General features: G+C 39.6%; 7 protein-coding genes. 4 read left to right on the top strand and 3 right to left on the bottom strand.

Annotated elements, in window-relative coordinates; all coding sequences use genetic code 11:
- The first annotated feature begins 13 nt into the window (after positions 1–13).
- The 4 genes from ACSVDH_RS28305 (at position 14) to cotJC (ending at position 13,662) form a co-directional block, all read left to right on the top strand.
- Positions 14–12,253: a non-ribosomal peptide synthetase gene (locus ACSVDH_RS28305; RefSeq protein ID WP_439250877.1), complete on the top strand. Its 12,240-nt coding sequence runs from the start codon at positions 14–16 to the stop codon at positions 12,251–12,253.
- A 271-nt stretch (positions 12,254–12,524) separates the two neighbouring features.
- Positions 12,525–12,770 carry a spore coat associated protein CotJA gene (locus ACSVDH_RS28300; RefSeq protein ID WP_299092056.1) on the top strand — a complete coding sequence of 82 codons (246 nt, stop codon included), beginning with the start codon at positions 12,525–12,527 and terminating at the stop codon, positions 12,768–12,770.
- Between the two features lie 5 nt (positions 12,771–12,775).
- Positions 12,776–13,036, top strand: coding sequence for a spore coat protein CotJB (locus tag ACSVDH_RS28295; RefSeq protein WP_439250876.1), 261 nt, complete (start codon positions 12,776–12,778; stop codon positions 13,034–13,036).
- A gap of 56 nt (positions 13,037–13,092) precedes the next feature.
- Positions 13,093–13,662: a spore coat protein CotJC gene (gene cotJC, locus ACSVDH_RS28290; RefSeq protein ID WP_299091927.1), complete on the top strand. Its 570-nt coding sequence runs from the start codon at positions 13,093–13,095 to the stop codon at positions 13,660–13,662.
- Positions 13,663–14,006: 344 nt separating this feature from the next.
- Here cotJC and ACSVDH_RS28285 read toward each other — a convergent pair whose 3' ends face one another.
- From ACSVDH_RS28285 to ACSVDH_RS28275, 3 genes are all read right to left on the bottom strand, one after another.
- On the bottom strand, positions 14,007–15,584 hold the full coding sequence (locus ACSVDH_RS28285; protein WP_439250875.1) for an S-layer protein: 1,578 nt from the start codon (positions 15,582–15,584) through the stop codon (positions 14,007–14,009).
- 582 nt (positions 15,585–16,166) lie between these two features.
- Positions 16,167–17,966, bottom strand: coding sequence for a LamG-like jellyroll fold domain-containing protein (locus ACSVDH_RS28280; RefSeq protein ID WP_518617449.1), 1,800 nt, complete (start codon positions 17,964–17,966; stop codon positions 16,167–16,169).
- A 499-nt stretch (positions 17,967–18,465) separates the two neighbouring features.
- Positions 18,466–18,906 (bottom strand): YwpF family protein, encoded by a 441-nt coding sequence (locus ACSVDH_RS28275; protein WP_439250873.1) that lies wholly within the window; start codon positions 18,904–18,906, stop codon positions 18,466–18,468.
- Positions 18,907–19,264: the final 358 nt, after the last annotated feature.

Here is a 19,264-nt window from a genome sequence, read left to right as displayed (position 1 = left end):
AGGAGCTTACTGGATGGTAAAATTGGATAAACAACATGTTGAAGATATTCTAAGCCTGACTCCAATACAGGAGGGAATCTTGTTCCATTATTTAAAAGACACCAATAGTGAAGAGTACTTCGAGCAACTATCCTTGGAGATATCAGGGGCCATAAACATGTCATGCTTTACTGACGCATGGGAGTCGGTTATCCAAACCAATGAGTCGTTACGTACACTATTTCGATGGGAAAAATTAAAAGCTCCTGTCCAAATTGTCCTTAAACAACAAAATCTGAAAATGGAATTTATTGATCTTGTGCAAAAGCAAGAAACAGAGAAACAAGTTCTCTTAGAAGAAATAAGAAGGAAGGATCGTGAAACTGGATTCGATCTTCGGGAGGTACCGTTCAGGATCACGTTATGCAAGTTTGCGGAAGATAGATATGAAATGATCATCAGCCATCACCATATTTTATATGATGGCTGGAGCAATGGCATTATGTTAAAGGAATTCCTTGAAGCGTATCAATGCCGTAGCCGTTCAGAGATGTACAAGCTGCCTGTCAAAAGGAAATATAAGGATTTTATTAAATATATCCAAAGCCAGGATAAAGAAAAGCAAAAACGATTTTGGCAGGAATATTTGAATGGGTTTGATGCGCAAACGATGCTCGAACCAAAAAAGAAAAAGGAAACATCAATTCGGAACGACCGTCATAATCGGATTCGGCTTCCAAAAGGTGAATGGCAGGCATTTGCCCAAAAAAAGGAGGTTACCCTTGCCTCGGTCATGTACAGCATATGGGGGATTGTTTTGCAGAAGAACAAAAATAGCGACGATATCTTATTTGGCTCAACCATTTCAGGTAGAGCGGGAGCCTTTCAGGGAATTGAAGAGATGGTCGGATTATTTATTAATACCATTCCTTTAAGAATCAGGAGATCACCTGGTGAAACAGCATTCGAACTAATAAAAACGGTAAATAAGTCCTTACAAGATTGGGAAACATATGGAACCACCTCATTACCGGATATTAAAAGATACAGTGAATTAGATGAAAAAACAGATCTTTTTGACACGATTGTTGTTTTTGAAAACTATCCTCTAGATCAGACCTTACGTAATAAAAATGGCGGAGAAATTACATTTAACTCCTACTCCGCATTTGAAATGACGAATTACGGATTATCCCTCACCATTCACGTACTTGAAGACATTGAAATATGTTTTAGCTACAATGAACAACTTTTTGACACATCGACAATTGAACGTCTTGCTCAGCATTTTCTGGTGATTGCGAATGACGTGTTAAAAAACCCGAATAAACAGGTTGAGGAAATAGAAATCATCTCTTCAAATGAGAAGCAGCAGATTTTATATAAATTTAATCGGACCGAAGCCCCTTATTCAACGAATGTGACGATCAGCGAATTAGTTGAACAGCAAGTGGAAAAAACACCTGATCATATCGCAATAGTGGATAAAGGAAGAAACGTTTCTTATAAAAAATTAAATGAGATGGCCAACAGCTTAGCAAATGCGCTGCTTTGCAAAGGAATAAAAAAAGGTGAAATTGTCGGCATTATGATAGGACCATCTATCGAAATGGTCGCTGGCATCCTCGCTGTCTTAAAAGCTGGTGCAGCCTATTTGCCCATTGACCCAGAATATCCTGAATCCCGTAAGAGGCTGATAGTAGAAGACAGCGGAACAAGGTTTTTGCTGACGGATCAACATTCATTTGCTCAAAGAGAAAATCATGCATCTACTACCATTCTTCTATTGGACGATAGTGGAATATTTTCGGGAGAAACCGCCAGTCCTGAAATAGATCGCAGCCCAGAAGATTTGTTTGCTGTATTTTACACGTCAGGGACGACTGGAAAACCAAAGGGTGTGATGGTGGAAAACCGAAGTGTCGTTAATTTGATTCAATGGTTTGGCAAAACATTTGATATAAACGAACAGACAAATCTTTTGCAATTAACAAATTTCGTGTTTGATCCAAGCATTGAGGACTTTTTTGGCACGCTAGTATTCGGAGCCACATTGCATGTAGCTGAAAAGGATTTGCTTTTGAACAAAGATCGCTTTTGTGAGTATGTCGATCAACGCCAAATCCATATGATTAATTTTATTCCAACAGTTTTAAAAGAATTATTATGTCATAATCGAAGGCTAAAGAGTCTTCACACAGTCATTTCAGGTGGAGAAAGACTGGAGGAATCATTGAAGAATGATTTGATTGATAGAGGATATAACCTGTATAACCATTATGGTCCGACAGAAATAACAGTCGATGCTTTAAGCAGTAAATGCTCAGAGAAAAATGTTACGTTAGGTAAGCCTATTTCAAATGTAAGATGCTATATTTTGGATAAAGATCAAAATCTCTGTCCAATTGGCGTTCCTGGCGAGATGTACATCGCTGGAGCGGGAGTTGCAAGAGGATATTTGAATATGCCTGAAGCAACAAATGAAAAATTCGTAAAGGATCCCTTTTTTCCGAATGAACGAATGTATAAAACAGGTGATTTGGCCAGATGGATTTCTAACGGAGAAATTGAATTTTTAGGAAGAACGGATCACCAGATCAAAATCAGAGGCTACCGTGTCGAGCTTGCAGAAATTCACGAATTGTTACTAAAACTCGAATACATCCAGGAGGTAGCAGTCATTGATTGGGAAAATGAAAAGGGAAGAAAAGTGCTTTGCGCCTATCTTGTGTCCAATACAGAAATTCATGCCAAAAAGCTAAAAGACTATTTATCTTCTAAACTGCCGGAATATATGGTCCCTACTTATTTCATCCAACTAGAGAAACTGCCATTAACATCGATCGGAAAAATCGATCGTAAAAACCTGCCTGCTCCAAAAATGCAGGCAAGCCATCAGCATGTGGCACCTACAGGCAAGAAGGAAAAGGATTTGGCAGAGGTCTGGTCCTCTGTATTAGGAATTGATACCGAAGCCATCAGCATAAATGATAATTTCTTCGAGCTTGGCGGAGATTCCATTTCCAGCATTCAGCTAGTGGGCAAGGCGCTGCAAAAGGGGATTGAGATCACGGTAAGTCAGGTATTTAAACATCAGACAATTGCAGAGCTTGCTGCTAGTGCTGCGGAAAGAACAGTGAGCCATCCTGAAGTAAAAGCGGAAGAGAAAGTTGCTGGAGAAGTTCTTCTTACACCGATACAAAAGTGGTTTTTTGAGCAGGATTTACAAAACCGTCATTTGTGGAACCAATCGATTTTGCTAGAAACGATGCCTGCCATGAATGTGGGAACACTGCGCAAAAGTTTTCATATTTTAACAGAACATCATGATAGCTTCCGTCTCAGGTATGACCAAAAAGAGGGAGAGTGGGTACAGTCTTATGCAGATTCGCAGGAAAATGTGATTTTTGAAAACTATGCGTTTGACCAATACCATGAACAACCGTTGGATCACATCATTTCAAAAATACAGTATGGTTTAAATATCAAAGATGGACCGCTGATTCGTGCGGCATACTTTGACTTTGGCAATGGTCAAAATGGAAGGCTGTTTATTACAGCGCATCATCTTGTTGTGGATGGTTATTCATGGAGGGTCATCCTTGATGATCTTCAAGCCATTTATGAACAGCTTGAAAGCAGCACCCCTGTTCAACTGCCGATGAAAAGCCTATCGTTTAAAAGGTGGTCAGAACTGCTTTACGAGTATGCGAAATCAGATCAGCTGAAAAACGAGCTTTCTTATTGGATGAATAATACGCCAACATCGATAAAGAAGCTGCCTGTTGATATGGAAGGCGGGCTCAATACAGAAAAGGCGGCACATACCCTTTCCTTTAAGTTGACAAAAGAGGAGACAGCATTTTTATTGCAGGATCATCCCCATTTATTTAAAACAAGAATAGATGATCTATTGCTAACCGCACTTTCTAAAACCTTGTCAAAATGGAGCGGAGCCACTTTAATTGATCTGGAAGGGCATGGGAGAGTTCCATTGTTGCAGGAGCATAATCTATCTCGAACAGTAGGATGGTTCACATGCGTCTATCCAACGGTTTTAGGGGATATGGAGCCGAACAGCGGCATGGAAGATGTGCTGAAGCAAGTGAAAGAACGGTATCGAAGCATCCCAATGGGCGGAATTGGGTACGAAATCATAACCTATCTTGCAGAGGATGAGTTGAGTGAACAGCTCACATCAAAGCCGAGAGCGCAAATAAGCTTTAACTATTTAGGCCAGCATGAGCAAGCAGGAACAGAACCACAGCTATTTATGCTCTCTGAGGTGAATGCCGGAACGAACCGTGATGTAGATGGCATAAGAAGTCACTTGCTCGATATTGATTGCATGATTGTTGATAAAAAGCTGTCGATTGAATGGAAATACAGTTCAAATCATTATTTCCCTGAAACGATTCAACGATTAACAACAGACTTTATTCATCATTTAAAAGAGATCATTGAATCCTGCCAGACAACGACGATAAACACCCTTACACCCTCTGATTTCCCGTTTGCTTCCATCGAGCAAGGGAAGCTGGATGAGTTTAGTAAAAGATATAAAGCAATTCAAGATATCTATACCTTAACACCGGTACAACAAAGCATGATCTTCCACCATATCTACTCCCCGGATTCATCTGTAACGGTGGAGCAAACGGTGTTTTCAATCGAATCAAAACTTAATATAAAAGAATTTGAACAAGTGTGGCAAACGATTCTTGACCGCCATGATAGCTTACGAACTTCCTATCATTGGGCGGGCCTAGAGGAACCAGTACAGGTTGTTCATCGAAATCTAAAAGTCCCTTTTCAGGTTGTAGATTGGACAAACCTATCAAAGCATGAGCGGATGAAAAGTTTAGAGATGCTGCTTGAGGAGGATCGCAAAAAAGGGTTTGATCTTTCCGAACCGCCGCTAATGAGGATACTGGTTGTCAAACGGGGCGAGTCTGCCTATGATGTGGTCTGGACTCATCACCACCTGCAGGTCGATGGCTGGTGTAATAGCATTCTCTTTAAGGAAATCGGCGAGATCTATAAAGCCTATTGTACTGGTGAAAAATTAGCATTAGGAAAAGCTCGTTCATTCAAGGATTATATCGAATGGCTTCGAAGACAAGATAAGCAAAAGGCAGAACAATTTTGGCGAAAAACGTTAAAGGGTTTTAAAGAGCCGATCCGCTTTAGTGATCTATTTTCTGTTAAAGCAGGTACAAATGAAGCACCCGCCTTTGGAGATGTTTCATGCGCAGTGTCACAGGAAAAGCAGGATGTGGTCCAAGCCTTCGCAAGGAAGCATCGGATCACGTTAAATACGTTGGTTCAGGGAGCATGGGCGCTTTTATTAAATCGCTATTCAGGGGAAAAGGATCTTACATTTGGTGTGACATCATCAGGTCGTCCTGCCGAATTAAATGGCTCCGATTCCATGATCGGCTGTTTTATGAATACTCTCCCATTCAGGATAAAGATAGACCCTGGCTTGCATATGATCTCGTGGCTTAAAGAATTACAGGTAGCATTAGCAGAAATGCGTCAATATGAGTATACCTCTTTAGCCGATATCCGAAGTTGGAGTGAGGTGCCAAGGAATTCGGCCTTATATGATCTGTATGAAAGCATTGTGATCGTTGAAAATTATCCTTTTGATGCAGCATTAAAGGATGGAATGGGGGATCTAGAGATAAGCTCCGTCCGCACAGATGAACAAATGGATTATCCATTGGTCGTTTATTGCAACCTGCAGCCAGATCTCCACTTTAAGCTTTTGTATGACAGTCGTTTTCTTAATGAACCAGAAGCAAATCAGGTGCTTGCACATTTCATGAACATCCTCTGGGAAATAACGGAGATGGATGCAGAAAATGGCCAATTAAGCAGTATATCAATGATCCCGGAATCAGAGCTTAACCAAATCTTATTTGAACTGAATCCAACCGCAATGGAATATCCTAAAGATGTTTGCTTTCAAGATCTATTTGCAACCCAAGTGAAAGCTCAGTTCGTTCAACCTGCAGTGATCCAAAACGGGGAAAGTCTATCCTATTACGAGCTGGATCTTCTCTCAAACAAGTTAGCAAATAGGCTCACAAGACTTGGAGTAGGTCCTGATGTGCCGGTTGGTTTGTATGTTGAACGCTCACTAAACATGATTGTAGGAATCCTCGGAATCATAAAAGCTGGCGGGGCATTTCTTCCGATCGATGCAGATTATCCAGGTGAAAGAGTCGACATGATGCTGGAGGATGCTCAAGTTTCAGTCCTGCTTACTCTAAGCAGCCTGGAACCAAATCTTCTAACTTATGAAGGACGTACAATTTTCCTTGATGTGGAATGGGATGGGATTCTAGAAGAGCCAGTCGACCAGCCAAGAGCCGGCATCGAACCTAAGAATTTGGCTTACATCATCTATACCTCAGGTTCATCAGGCAGACCTAAAGGGGTTATGATGCCGCATGAAGCGGTTGTGAGCCACTCCATCGATATGATAAATCGCTATGAATTGAAACCATGGGACCGAGTTCTTCAGTTTTCGTCAATAAGCTTTGATATATCATTAGAACAGATTTTTACGGCACTGGCTGCAGGAAGTACTCTTGTTCTGCGGGACCATGATTTATGGACGCCTTATCAGTTTTCGCAAAAATGTGCGGAATATGGCCTTACCGTTGTCAATCTTCCAACCTCTTATTGGGGAGAAATAACTCAGGCATGGCATGGGGAACCTGAACTCATTCCAAACAGCCATTTAAGGCTTGTCATTGTTGGCGGAGAACAAATGTCAGGTGAAAAGGTGAGAATGTGGGAAAAGGCTCCTTTACACCATATCTCTCTTTTAAATGCCTATGGCCCAGCTGAAACAGCCATGACGAGTACCTTGTATCATGTATCCGGTAACGGAATGAAAAGTTCCCATTTACCATTTATTCCTGTAGGTAAGCCGCTTGCAAACAGACGGATTTATATTCTTGATAAGGAAATGAACCCATTGCCAATTGGTGTGAAAGGGGAAATCTGTATCAGTGGCTTGCCTTTGGCGAGAGGCTATCTAAATAATCCTGAGATGTCGAAAGGGAAATTTATTCAAGACCCGTTTGAAAAAGGAAGCCGGCTTTATAAAACCGGGGATATGGGGAAACTTCTTCATGATGGAAACATTCAGGTGCTTGGAAGAATGGACGACCAAATAAAAATTCGCGGACACCGAATTGAAATTGGTGAAATTGAAGCGGCTTTAAACAAGTTAGATCAGATCGTAGATTCAGCAGTTGTCGTGAAGGCTGACGAAACAAATGAGAAATACCTTGCGGCCTATTATGCTTCTGCCGTAGATTCAAGTCTCGATCCTTCTGAAATGAGGAGAATTCTGCAGAGCAAAATCCCGGAATATATGATTCCTTCCTTTTTTATTGAAATGGAAAAACTTCCATTAAATCCGAACGGAAAAATTGACCGAAAATCACTTTCGGCAATGCAAATCAAGGTAGAAATGACGGATGGATATGAAATGCCATACAATGAGACCCAATTGAAGCTTGCAAGCATTTGGGAAAACATATTAGGGGTAGATGGAGTAGGGATCAATCATTCCTTCTTTGAAATGGGCGGTCAATCCTTAAAGGCGATTACACTAGCTTCAGAGATTCATAGAGAATTTCATGTTGAGCTTCCGCTTATTCAAGTATTCACATCACCAACAATCAAGGAGTTGGCGGTATGTATTGAAGAATTGACGGAGAAGGAAGGGAAGCTTCAATCTATTAAGCCGGCAGCACAGAAGGAATACTATGAGGTCTCACCTGCACAGAAAAGAATGTATATCGTCAGCCAGCTTAACGGTTCTAGTACGAATTACCATATATCTGGTGCTGTGCGGCTTGAGGGCAAGGTCGATCTGACCAAGCTGGAAAAGTCATTTCAGGCGTTAATCAACCGGCATGAAAGCTTACGTACATCTTTTAAAGAGGTAGATGGGAGCATCATGCAAAAGGTTCATCAGGACTTTGAGTGGTCTATTCAGTATCTGCATGCCAATGAAAGCAATGTGGAACAGGTCATTGAGGCGTTTATTAAGCCATTTGATTTAGCAAAAGGCCCATTATTCAGAGCAGCTGTAATCGAACTTTCACCAGCAAATTACGTACTTGTTTATGATATGCATCATATTGTATCAGATGGTCTGTCAGTTGCGATTTTAATCAGGGAGTTTGCCACCTTGTATCAAGGTAAAAACTTGCCGGATCCAAAAATCCAATATAAAGATTTTTCAGCTTGGCAGAACGAAAGGATTGAATCTGGAAAAGTAAAACATCAGGAGGAATATTGGCTAAATAGATTTTCAGGGGAAATACCGCTCTTAAATCTTCCAACAGATTTTCCTAGATTGGGAGAACCGATGGTTAATGGTGATCAGCTTCAATTTAGTTTAGATGAACACTTTACTGCCAAATTACATGAAATATCAATGAAAAACGGCGTTACTCTGTATAATCTATTACTCTCTGCATTCAATGTCCTTTTGTATAAATATAGCGGACAGAATGATATTGTTGTTGGAAGTCCTGTATCTGGAAGACGGCATGCTGAGCTTGAAAATATGGTCGGTATGTTTGTCAATACGCTTGCACTGAGAAATAATCTTAACTCAGAAAAAAGATTTGATTATTTTGTAAGTGAGGTAGCGAACCAAACACGCCAGGCTCTTGAGCATCAAGAATACCCGTTTGAGATGTTAGTTGATAAGCTGCCAGTGCAAAAAAGCTTAAATCGCCATCCATTGTTCGATGTTATGCTCGCTTTTGAAAACGTTGATGAGGCAAAGGCGGAAATCGGTGAATTTGTCATTTCCCCATGTGAATATAAAAACCGCACGACTAAATTTGACTTGGAGCTAAAAATTACCGAGCAAGAAGGCATTCTTCATTTTGTAATAGAGTACAGAACCGGCTTATTCCGTAGAGATACAGTGGAACAAATGGCCAAACACTTGGTGAGATTATTCGAGGTCATCAAGGAAGACATAGCGATTTCCATCGGTGAAATAGACCTTTTAACAACAGAAGAAAAAAATCAACTCATCAAAATGAACGATACGGATGCTCTTTTCCCGGAAGAAAAAACAATCAAACGCCTGTTTGAAGAACAAGTGGCCATGCATCCTAATCACACGGCAGTAGTATGCGGTGATAGGAGGATGACGTATAAGGAACTAAACGCGAGGGCGAACCAACTAGCCAACCATTTAATTAAGAAGGGAGCACGACCAAGTACAGTCGTTGGTCTTCTGGCTGAGCCTTCCATCGATATGATTGTTGGACTATGGGGCATTATTAAGAGCGGGGCTACATACCTGCCGATCGATCCTGAGTTCCCTGAGGATCGGATGCATTTTATGCTTGAGTCCAGTCATGCCGCTGCGCTGGTTTGCATGTCACATTTGTACCCTTCTACTGAAAGTTGTTGTGAAGTGATTGAACTCGACCATGAAGACATCGCTTCTGCACATGATATAAATCTTGAAGACAGAAGTACACCTGATGATCCAGTTTATCTTATTTATACATCGGGAACGACCGGCTATCCGAAAGGAGTACCAATTAAACATCAAAGTTTGGTTAACTATGTATCATGGTTTACCCGTGCGGCGAATATCACAGATACAGATAAAACAGTGCTAGTATCATCGTTCGCCTTTGATTTAGGATATACTGGCCTGTATACAGCATTAGTAAATGGCTGTGAGCTGCATGTGGTGCCAAAGGAACTTTATACCGTTCCAAGAACGTTTCTGACCTATTTAAAAGATCAGCAGATAAGCTTTATAAAACTGACTCCATCACTTTTCAAATCAATAGTCGACAACCTTACATTCGAGGAGGATGTCAATCGATTAGCGCTTAGACTGATCGTTTTGGGTGGAGAAGAGATGAAATCGGCGGATATCGTGAAGTTTCATAACCTATGCCCAAACATTGAAGTAATGAACCATTATGGGCCAACTGAGGCAACGATTGGCTGTATTGCTTATAAGCTGGACTTTGAAGGGTATGATCCTCTATTAAATGGAACCATCATTGGAAAACCAATTGATAATGTAAAAGTATTAATTCTCAATCAGCATCAGCAGCCAGTGCCAATCGGGGGAGCAGGTGAAATCTGCATTGCTGGAGCCGGTTTGACAGAAGGGTACCTAAACCAAGCAGAGCTAAATACCGAAAAGTTTATTGAAGGTTCAATTTGGGGCCATGAACCTATCAGGCTGTATAAAACAGGAGACCTTGGAAGAATCACAGCTAATGGGAACATTCAGTTTCTAGGAAGGATAGATCATCAGCTGAAAATACGCGGCTATCGAGTGGAGCTAGATGAAGTAACCTCAGTGATCCTTCAGCATGAGACAATCGAGAATGCATTTGTCACACCTCATGTGGATGAAGAGGGCAATCATGAACTACATGCCTATCTTGTACTAAAAGAAGGTGAAAATGGTGAAGGAATGAGAGACTACCTTTCTAATAAACTACCTTACTATATGGTGCCATCTGTTTTTGTTAAAGTGAATGGAATACCATTGACCGCTAACGGTAAACTTGACTTAAAAGCCCTTGAAGAGATCAGGGATGCTTCTTTAATAAATGTCGAGTATGAAAAACCTAAAGATATAGTAGAACAAAAGATTGCTGACATTTGGGAAGAGGTCCTTGATGTTGAAAAAGTCGGGATGAATGACTCCTTTTTTGAAATGGGTGGAAATTCTCTGAAAATCATGCTTGTAACGACGGAAATTCACAAGCAATTCAATGTAACGATTCCATTGCGGGAATCATTCAAAACTCCAACAATTAGAGGGATGAGCGACTATATTAAAAAGTCATCAGAAACCAAATATTTTTCGTTACAGCCTTTAGCAAAACGAGATTACTATGAACTTTCATCCGCACAAAAGAGGTTGTACACAATTCACCAAATGGAAGGGCTCGGCACAACCTACAATATGCCAAGAGCCACCTTGTTAGAGGGTGAAATGAACCTGGATCAATTGGAAGATGCCTTTGGTGAGCTAGTAAATAGGCATGAGGCATTACGAACCTCGTTTGAAATTGTTAAGGGCGAAGTGAAACAGCGAATTCATGATGATGCTGAAGTCAAAATAATTTATTCAGAACTGAAAGAGGAAATGGTTCTTGAACCTAATGGAGAGCTGAATGAGAAATTAATTAATATCATGGAAGGGTTCATCAAGCCCTTTGACTTAACGAAGGCTCCATTGGTAAAGATCCAGCTAATTCGATTAAACAGAAATCAGCATGTCTTACTGACAGATATGCACCATTTGATTTCAGATGGATATTCCGTCAATCTTTTGCTGCATGAATTTTCCCTGCTATATCAGGGACAGCAGCTTGAGGAGAATCTAATTCAGTATAAGGATTATGTTGGTTGGCAACACCAGTTTTTAAAAACAAAGGAGGCCAAGAAACAGGAAGAGTATTGGTTGGATATCCTTTCAGGGAATCTTCCGGTTTTGCAGTTGCCAACGAATTTCCCGCGTCCGCTTATACAAAACTTTGAGGGTGACAGCTTTTTGTTTAAAAGCGGAAAGGAAATGAAGCAGCGCCTGGAACAACTTTGTTCGGAAACAAATTCGACACCATATATGGTTTTAACGGCAGCATATAGCATCCTTTTATCTACCTATTCGTCACAGCAAGACATCATTATAGGCTTGCCAATTTTAGGCCGAACACATTCTGATTTAAAACATACGATTGGTATGTTTGCTAATACAATTGTAATCAGGACGTTCCCTAATAGAGATGAATCCTTTGTATCGTTTTTAAGCGAAGTAAAGGAACAATTGCTAAAAGCGTACGATAATCAGGATTATCAGCTTGAGATGCTCCTGGATAAATTGAAAATGAAGCGTGAACCAGGAAGGAACCCGCTCTTTTCAACCATGCTTGCCCTACAGGATGCACCAAAAAATGAAAGAACAGTAGGGAACTTGAAATTGAATCCTGTCAATTACAGAAACAAGACATCGAAATTTGACCTATCGCTATTTGTCGAAAACAGGGAGGAAGGCATGTTATTTGAATTTGAATATGCAAGCAGTTTATTTACAAGAGAAACGATCAAGAAATTTGCAGATGACCTGTTATACATTTTGGACTTTGTAAGCTTGGATAAAGAAAGAAGAATAGATGAAATCGAGATTGTTGGATTAGTAGCTGAAAACGAGGGGATTGAGAATGTCACATTCCAATTCTAGCCAGTAGGAACTAAAACGATCACGAGGCTTTCAAACAAAACGTTTGGGAGCCTTTTTTTATTGCAGCATTTATCAAACGGTGAGGGAGTCATTCCAAATTTTTTCAAAAAATACTCATAAGTACAAATCTCTTATGAATATGATGGTGATAAAGTATGTTCAAAAAAGGTTATACAAGTCATCAACATGAAAAAGTGGATGAAAGGGATTAAATTTTGTAAACAAATGGATCCCTTTCGTTCACAAAAAAGAGGTGTAAAAGGTGAAAGATATGAATTATCCTCATGAGCAGCCAGCAACATTCACTAGAATGAAGGCGTATCGACCATTTCATAGCCGCTTTGATCCTTGCCCCCCAATCGGATTGAAGTTTTATTCAACACCGCCTCATTTATATATGGGATTTCAGCCGCCCAACCTTCCGCAGTTTCCGCCTAGGGTTGCCTTGAAAAAGGGTACACTTTGGCCTGCATTATACGATCCATATGAAAACCCGTATGAAGGAAAAGGGAGGTAGTGAATGTGAAGCAATTACCTGATGAATATTACCAACTGCTTGAGGAAATTCAAGCGATCGACTTTGTCCTTGTCGAACTGACCCTTTATCTTGATACCCATCCAAATGATATGCAGGCTCTTCAGCAATTTAACCAATGTGCTTTAAAAAGCAAACAGCTGAAGCAAGTGTTTGAGTCAAAATTCGGGATGCTGCAAGGCTTTGGAAACAGCTTTGCAGATGCAAATTGGAGCTGGGGAACTGCTCCATGGCCATGGCAGGTTTAATATGATAAAGGATCGGTGCTACCCGGTCCTTTCATTACGAAAGGAGACAACAGATCATGTGGGTATATGAAAAGAAGCTTCAATATCCAGTAAAGGTAAGCACATGTAATCCAACCCTTGCCAAATATTTAATTGAACAATACGGCGGTGCTGATGGAGAATTAGCTGCGGCATTGCGTTATTTAAACCAGCGTTATACGATTCCGGGTAAAGTTATAGGCTTATTAAATGATATTGGAACAGAAGAATTTGCGCATCTGGAAATGATTGCAACAATGGTTTATAAACTAACCAAAGATGCTACACCTGAGCAGCTAAAAGCAGCAGGTTTAGGCGAACATTATGTGGATCATGACTCTGCCTTGTTTTATCACAATGCAGCGGGTGTACCATTTACAGCAACTTATATTCAAGCAAAGGGTGACCCAATTGCAGATTTGTATGAAGATATTGCTGCAGAAGAAAAGGCGAGGGCTACATATCAATGGCTTATTAATATTTCAGACGACCCCGATATAAATGATAGTCTTGCCTTTTTAAGAGAACGGGAGATTGTCCATTCACAACGATTTAGAGAGGCAGTCGAAATTTTAAAAGAAGAACGTGATCGTAAGAAGTTCTTTTAAAGGAAATCTCGGAGCGACGGTGCGTTCCGAGATTTTTTATCGTTTACCGGGAAATTATAAAATTCTTAAACTGCGGATAAGCGCACGACATCCAGCTCCAGCGCCTATCCCCTCGAGGTCATAAGCCACAAATGAATTGAAGACAAAGAACGTCTTCTATTCATTTGCGTCTTATGCTTGTCGGGGCTGAACGAGGCGCTTCCGCTTTTGTTCCTGCTCACTAAGATGAAGATAAAATTTTTTCGAATAGATTTTCTTAAATATACGAACATAGAAAGAAGGCTGTTAGCAATTTCTCGACAGCCTTATGCCTTTTTATAAAGCAGTTTTTCTGCTGCTTCGTATTATTCCTTATTTGACTTATCTTCCACACTGACGAAGATTGGATTGGAATAAAACCAAAGATCCTTATAATTTCGTTTATTGATTTCAGCAAATCGTGTTTCATTATCTTCAATATCAGTTACTGGATCAATCAGCGGCTCACCGTTGCTTGTTTCTCCAGGGACATTTACTCCCAGATTGGTTCCTCTTAGACGGAAATATTGGTCCTTATCTGCTTGTACTTTAAATGAGATGACATTGTATCCATTGTGATCCGTTTTCCAGTCTTTGCTTGAGAAGCGTTTAACTACTTTAGTCGTATCATTTGTATTTTTGGTGTAGGCATCTGTATTTGGTGCAGCTTTCCCTGTCACGTCACCAGCAATCAAATCGACATGATCTACTTGAACTGGATCTCCGTTATTATTCTTCTCTGGGCTTTTAAAGCGGATTGTGATCGTAACCATTTGTCCTTCTTTTACTTGAAGGGTTTCACCCATCTCAACTTCGTTCCCAGCACCTTTTACTTGAAAATCAAGTGCATTGATTAAATCTCCAAAAACGGAAAAGGATTTTCCTGACCTCATTCCATCCACAACAGCCTGTGCTGTTGTACCGTTCACCCATGTATAGTTTTTAGAGTACTGACCAGGCCAATATCCACTGGAGTAAAGACCGTTATCACTAATATGGAAATGGGAGTCCGAATTGGAAAAGTTCCAGAAATGTCGTCCTTCTCCAAGGAGTGCATCCCATGTACCGCCAAGCTTAGCGAGCATATAATCAGAACCGCCATACGTTCGGTTTTCTGGCGTAGAAAGATTTAAACCGCCTCTGTCAGGTTCCATTTGATTTCCTGGCATTCCTTCAAATCCAAACGCCACATTTGGGGCGATATTATTGAAGTCGCGAAAATCGGAAATCGTGTATACCCTTTTTCTAGATGGATGATTAAAGATAGCAAAACTTGTATTCTTATAATTTTTCTCAAGCCAAGCCAAAGCTGTCCGAGCATCCTTTGGAGTCTTATAAGCTCTTTGATCTTGAGTTTCCCATCTTGCTACATCTTCCGAATTGAACATCTTTACATCCCGATCCGTAAACAAATACTCAAACTGGTTTATCGCTTTTAAGGTTTCCATTGATCCGGCAATATCGCCAAAAATCCCGATGCCAACATGCTCGTAAGTAGGCATGTCCCACTCGAATCCCGAAAAGATGATTTTATTTTTATAGTTTCCTGCATCTTGCAATTGTTTGATCTTTGGTGCTTGATATTGGATGATTCCCTGTGACATTGGAATCGGTCCTCCTGGAATCGGATTTCCTTCATCGTCCCGAGAGGATGGTCTTAAGTGATCGGAAATCCCAATCCAATCCATCCCATACTGATCAAATCCATGATCTAGAAGCTCTTCTAGAGACTGCTGAGAATCATCAGACTGAAACGTATGGGTGTGATACTCCCCAGTCATCCATCTGCCTCCTGAATTCTCGTTGTTGATATTCTCTACTTCCTTTGCTTCCACAGGCAAGCCCTGAAGAAGTAGAGAAAAGCTGAGAGCTAAAATAGATATTGCTTTAAATTGACGCAGCATTTTCCTGTACCTCCAAATAATTAAAAAAATTAGAACAAAAACTATTTTACTGGAATAATATTAAATCTATATGTAAGTATTGTATCTTTCCTGTAAAGATGTGAGTGATAACAACAATAATCGTTGTTCTTTAAAATCTTTTTATTTTAGGCTGTTTTCGCACACTTTGCTGCTATTTACCAAGTAGTACGGAGTGGTTGATTGCAGCGAGAGATGCTCGCTTTCCGCGGGGCGTGCGGTGAGCCTCCTCGGCGCAAACGCCTGCATAAGTCTCACCTGTCCAGCTACTCTAAGCAGGAGTCTCGCAACCTGCTCCAATCAATCTTAAAGAGTTTCGTTTAAAGAACCTATTAAAAAACAACAATCTCTTAAAAAAGAGACTTATTTTAAGTTTAAGTAGAAAAACAAACTGCACCTAATTACATTTCTGGTCTTTTTTTGCAAAATCAAAGCCTTCCGATATGATTTGGAAGGCAATAAGATTATTCGTATCCTAAGACTTTAAGTAAAAAAATGGGGATGACTCAAGTTGAAAGAATCTCTCATATAAAGGGAGAATTTTCGTCTAAGTCATCCTTTTTGTTACTTCATGTTAAATCTCTCTTTAAAATTAAAATCTAATTCAAATTGATTGTGCGTATCTGTTAAATAGTTAAAATCAACATAAGTTCTTTCCTTTTTCGACATTTTATCTACAAATGGAGAGTAAGTACGGAAAAACAGTTTATTTTTCTCTTCAGCAAATTCGACAAGTCTTAGCCAGCCATTTCCCCCACGATAATCTGATTGGTAATTGACTAGCATTTGAATGACATCGTTCCCTGCTGCGTTTTGTTTCACTCGGTGTGTGATGTCAAAGTAATGACCATTAACCGTCATAAACACTTGATTGTGATTATTGATAAGTTCATTCCATATAAGTTTTCCGTTAGACGACTCAACGGCAACCGTTTCATTATTTTCAACTTTAGGATAAATAATATCATGAGAAACAATAATCGTTGGTTTGTCTTTATGTTGATTTAAAACATCTTTTGACCATTCTAAATCTTTTTGAAGATTTTTCATATCAACAATTAAAAATAAGTATTCATAACTACCAGCTTCAACAATAGCATATGAGCCATAGCCCGATGGAGAAGATCCCTTATAGTATTCTTTATCCGCGAAACGCTGTGGTCCATAATGTGTTAAGAATGGATCTCCGTTAGCATAATCATGATTTCCTGCAGTTATCATATAAGGAATTTCCTTTTTATCTAAATAGGAAATAGATTCAAGCGAATTATTCCATTGCACTTCTGAATTACTATCGACAATATCTCCAACAAATGCATTCATTAGAATATTGTTTTTCTTTGTATTTTGAGTAATCCACTTCATTTGACTGGTAAAAATCTCTGGATTGTGGTTTGAATATTTCTGAGTATCCGGGACAAAAAGAAAATTATAATTATCTTTGTCTGTTAGGAATGGAACGTTATCATTTGTACCATCTATCGGCTGATCATCACGAGCATCTTGAATAAGCCATTCGTTTTCAGACAAAGCCTCATCAGCGATTCGTATTTCTTGAATGTTACCGGCAAATAGTGCATCTAATTCATTTCCCCACTCAGAAGCACCAATGTTCCAGCCTTTACCTTCTACAGCTGCGATGCCTTTCACTTCTATTGATTTTCCGTAATCGCTAACCCCATTCACTGTTAAAGTGGTCGTTTGTCCGTCATTAACAACCGCTAAATGATACCATTCATCACGATTTAAAGAACGAGACCAATTGGTCACATTGTAGTTTAGATTCTCTGGATGGCTTGTCCATTGAATTTCTTGGTCACTAGAAACAGATAATGTCGTAAGAATTTCTTTCTCGCCTTCGGTTTTATTGAGATCAGCACCTTGCCCTTGTCTTGTTAAAATCCCCATCCAGCTATGTAAACTGCTATTAAAATGACTAGGTAATTTAAAAACTGCTTCGATGGTAAATCCATTTTCAAACTTCTCAGAATTGATCGGTGCCCCATCGGTTGTTTTTAAATATCTTCCCGCAGGAGCTTTTTTATAATTAGCAAATTGTAAGCTATTAATATTTTCTTGTTGATTATAATCATCCTCAGACCATGTCAGCATATTTTTTAACTCTGCTGAAGCTAAATCTCCAACCGTTACTAACTCTAAATCATTCCCATTTTGACTCGCGTCTTCAATGATCATATTCCCGTTTTCAATCGAACCGCTTTTCACATATTCTTTTGAAAACTTCCAATCTGCTACAATGCTTGTGGTTTCTTTTTGGGCTGCAGAACCAGAAGAGGCAGCAGTCGCAGTAAAATTAGGAACCATCAAACATATGAGTGAAAGTCCTGCTATTACATTTTTCATTCCCATCCTCTTTTTTCCTCCTAATAGAAATTAGCTAGCAATAGAAGATTATCAGGTATTTATTAATTTCACCTTAATGATAGATTAATGTTTTGTAAAAGGCTGTTATAAGTTTTATTCTTTTGCTATTTTTGTATATTCAAATTAATAACAAGAAGGACTTAAATTGTATAAAAAAGGACTTGCATTAGATTTTGCAAGTCTGTCTGAATGTAAAAATTTTATTGTTTTCGCAAACTTAGAAAAGAGCAGTTAACCTATTAGATTATTTATTGTTTTTTTAAATGCCGAAGGAGTTAGCAAGCAGAATATGATAAGTTTTTAAATGAAAAAAGCACCTAAAATAGTAGCCTTTTAAAACTCTTAATCCTAATAAACGTTCTTCAAATTTTCACGGGCAGGAAACCAACACCTTAAGCTTCAGGAAAAAGAAAGACCGGATAACTGCCAGTAAAGACTCGAAGAAAAGACGTTCGTTTCTTAAGGTGATCGTCACGTATTACAACTTCGTTGATTCTTTCCGCTGATGAACGTTTTCTGAAAATGTTTTAATGAGGGCATCTCCTGATAAGCCCTGCCCCATTAAGGAACGAAGCAGCTGCTCTGGATCATGGATTGGTCTGGATGTTAATAGTCGGCCATCTAATAAAATTGATAAATGATTTTCTAAAGGAGTAATGGTTTTAACCTTTGCCATGATTTGGGCAGGCGAATTTGTCTTTTTCGAAATGGTCACTAGGACTTTCATTTTCTTTTTCGCTTCCGATAGCTTTTCGAAGTAGGTTTGAAACTCTTCTGGAACGAGTGCCTCAATTAACCAGGAGTTTTCTCCATCCTCGAGGTTAATGATTAACCCATCTTCAAGCGGGATCTCTTTGATTGTTTTCTCTTGAACCATATCTTGTTCAATTTTCAAGCCCACAAGCTTAAATGTTTTCATCGACATCACCCCTGTAAGCAAATTTTTTTATGAAAAAGAAAGTTATTGTACTTAGTTTTAGTGTCCAGCTCCAGGCGCCATCGGCTCGAGGTCATAAGTCAAATAGGAATTGAAGGTAAAGAACACCTTCTATTCCTATTCGCCTTATGCTTGTCGCCGATAGGCGGGCGCCTTGCGCTTTTCTTAAAAGGTAAGAAAGTATAAAATTTTAACCTAGCTTTAGTGTCTAGCTCCAGCGCCTAGCCCCTCTAGGGTCTAGCCACTCATGAATTGAAGGCAAAGAACGCCTTCTATTCATGAGCGTCTTATTTGCCCTAGGCTGATCAAGGCGCTTGCGCTTTTCTTATTATACCATAGG

It is taken from the genome of Metabacillus sp. Hm71 (assembly GCF_051842955.2).
In the GTDB taxonomy this organism is placed as follows: domain Bacteria; phylum Bacillota; class Bacilli; order Bacillales; family Bacillaceae; genus Metabacillus.
Note: the sequence above shows the minus strand (reverse complement) of the source record. Positions and strands in the feature narration are given on the sequence as shown.

Excerpts from the sequence above, each read along its gene's own strand:
- ACSVDH_RS28305 (WP_439250877.1), top strand. The coding sequence starts at position 14 with ATGGTAAAATTGGATAAACAACATGTTGAAGATATTCTAAGCCTGACT.
- ACSVDH_RS28300 (WP_299092056.1), top strand. The coding sequence starts at position 12,525 with ATGAATTATCCTCATGAGCAGCCAGCAACATTCACTAGAATGAAGGCG.
- cotJC (WP_299091927.1), top strand. The coding sequence starts at position 13,093 with ATGTGGGTATATGAAAAGAAGCTTCAATATCCAGTAAAGGTAAGCACA.
- ACSVDH_RS28285 (WP_439250875.1), bottom strand. The coding sequence starts at position 15,584 with ATGCTGCGTCAATTTAAAGCAATATCTATTTTAGCTCTCAGCTTTTCT.
- ACSVDH_RS28280 (WP_518617449.1), bottom strand. The coding sequence starts at position 17,966 with ATGAAAAATGTAATAGCAGGACTTTCACTCATATGTTTGATGGTTCCT.
- ACSVDH_RS28275 (WP_439250873.1), bottom strand. The coding sequence starts at position 18,906 with ATGAAAACATTTAAGCTTGTGGGCTTGAAAATTGAACAAGATATGGTT.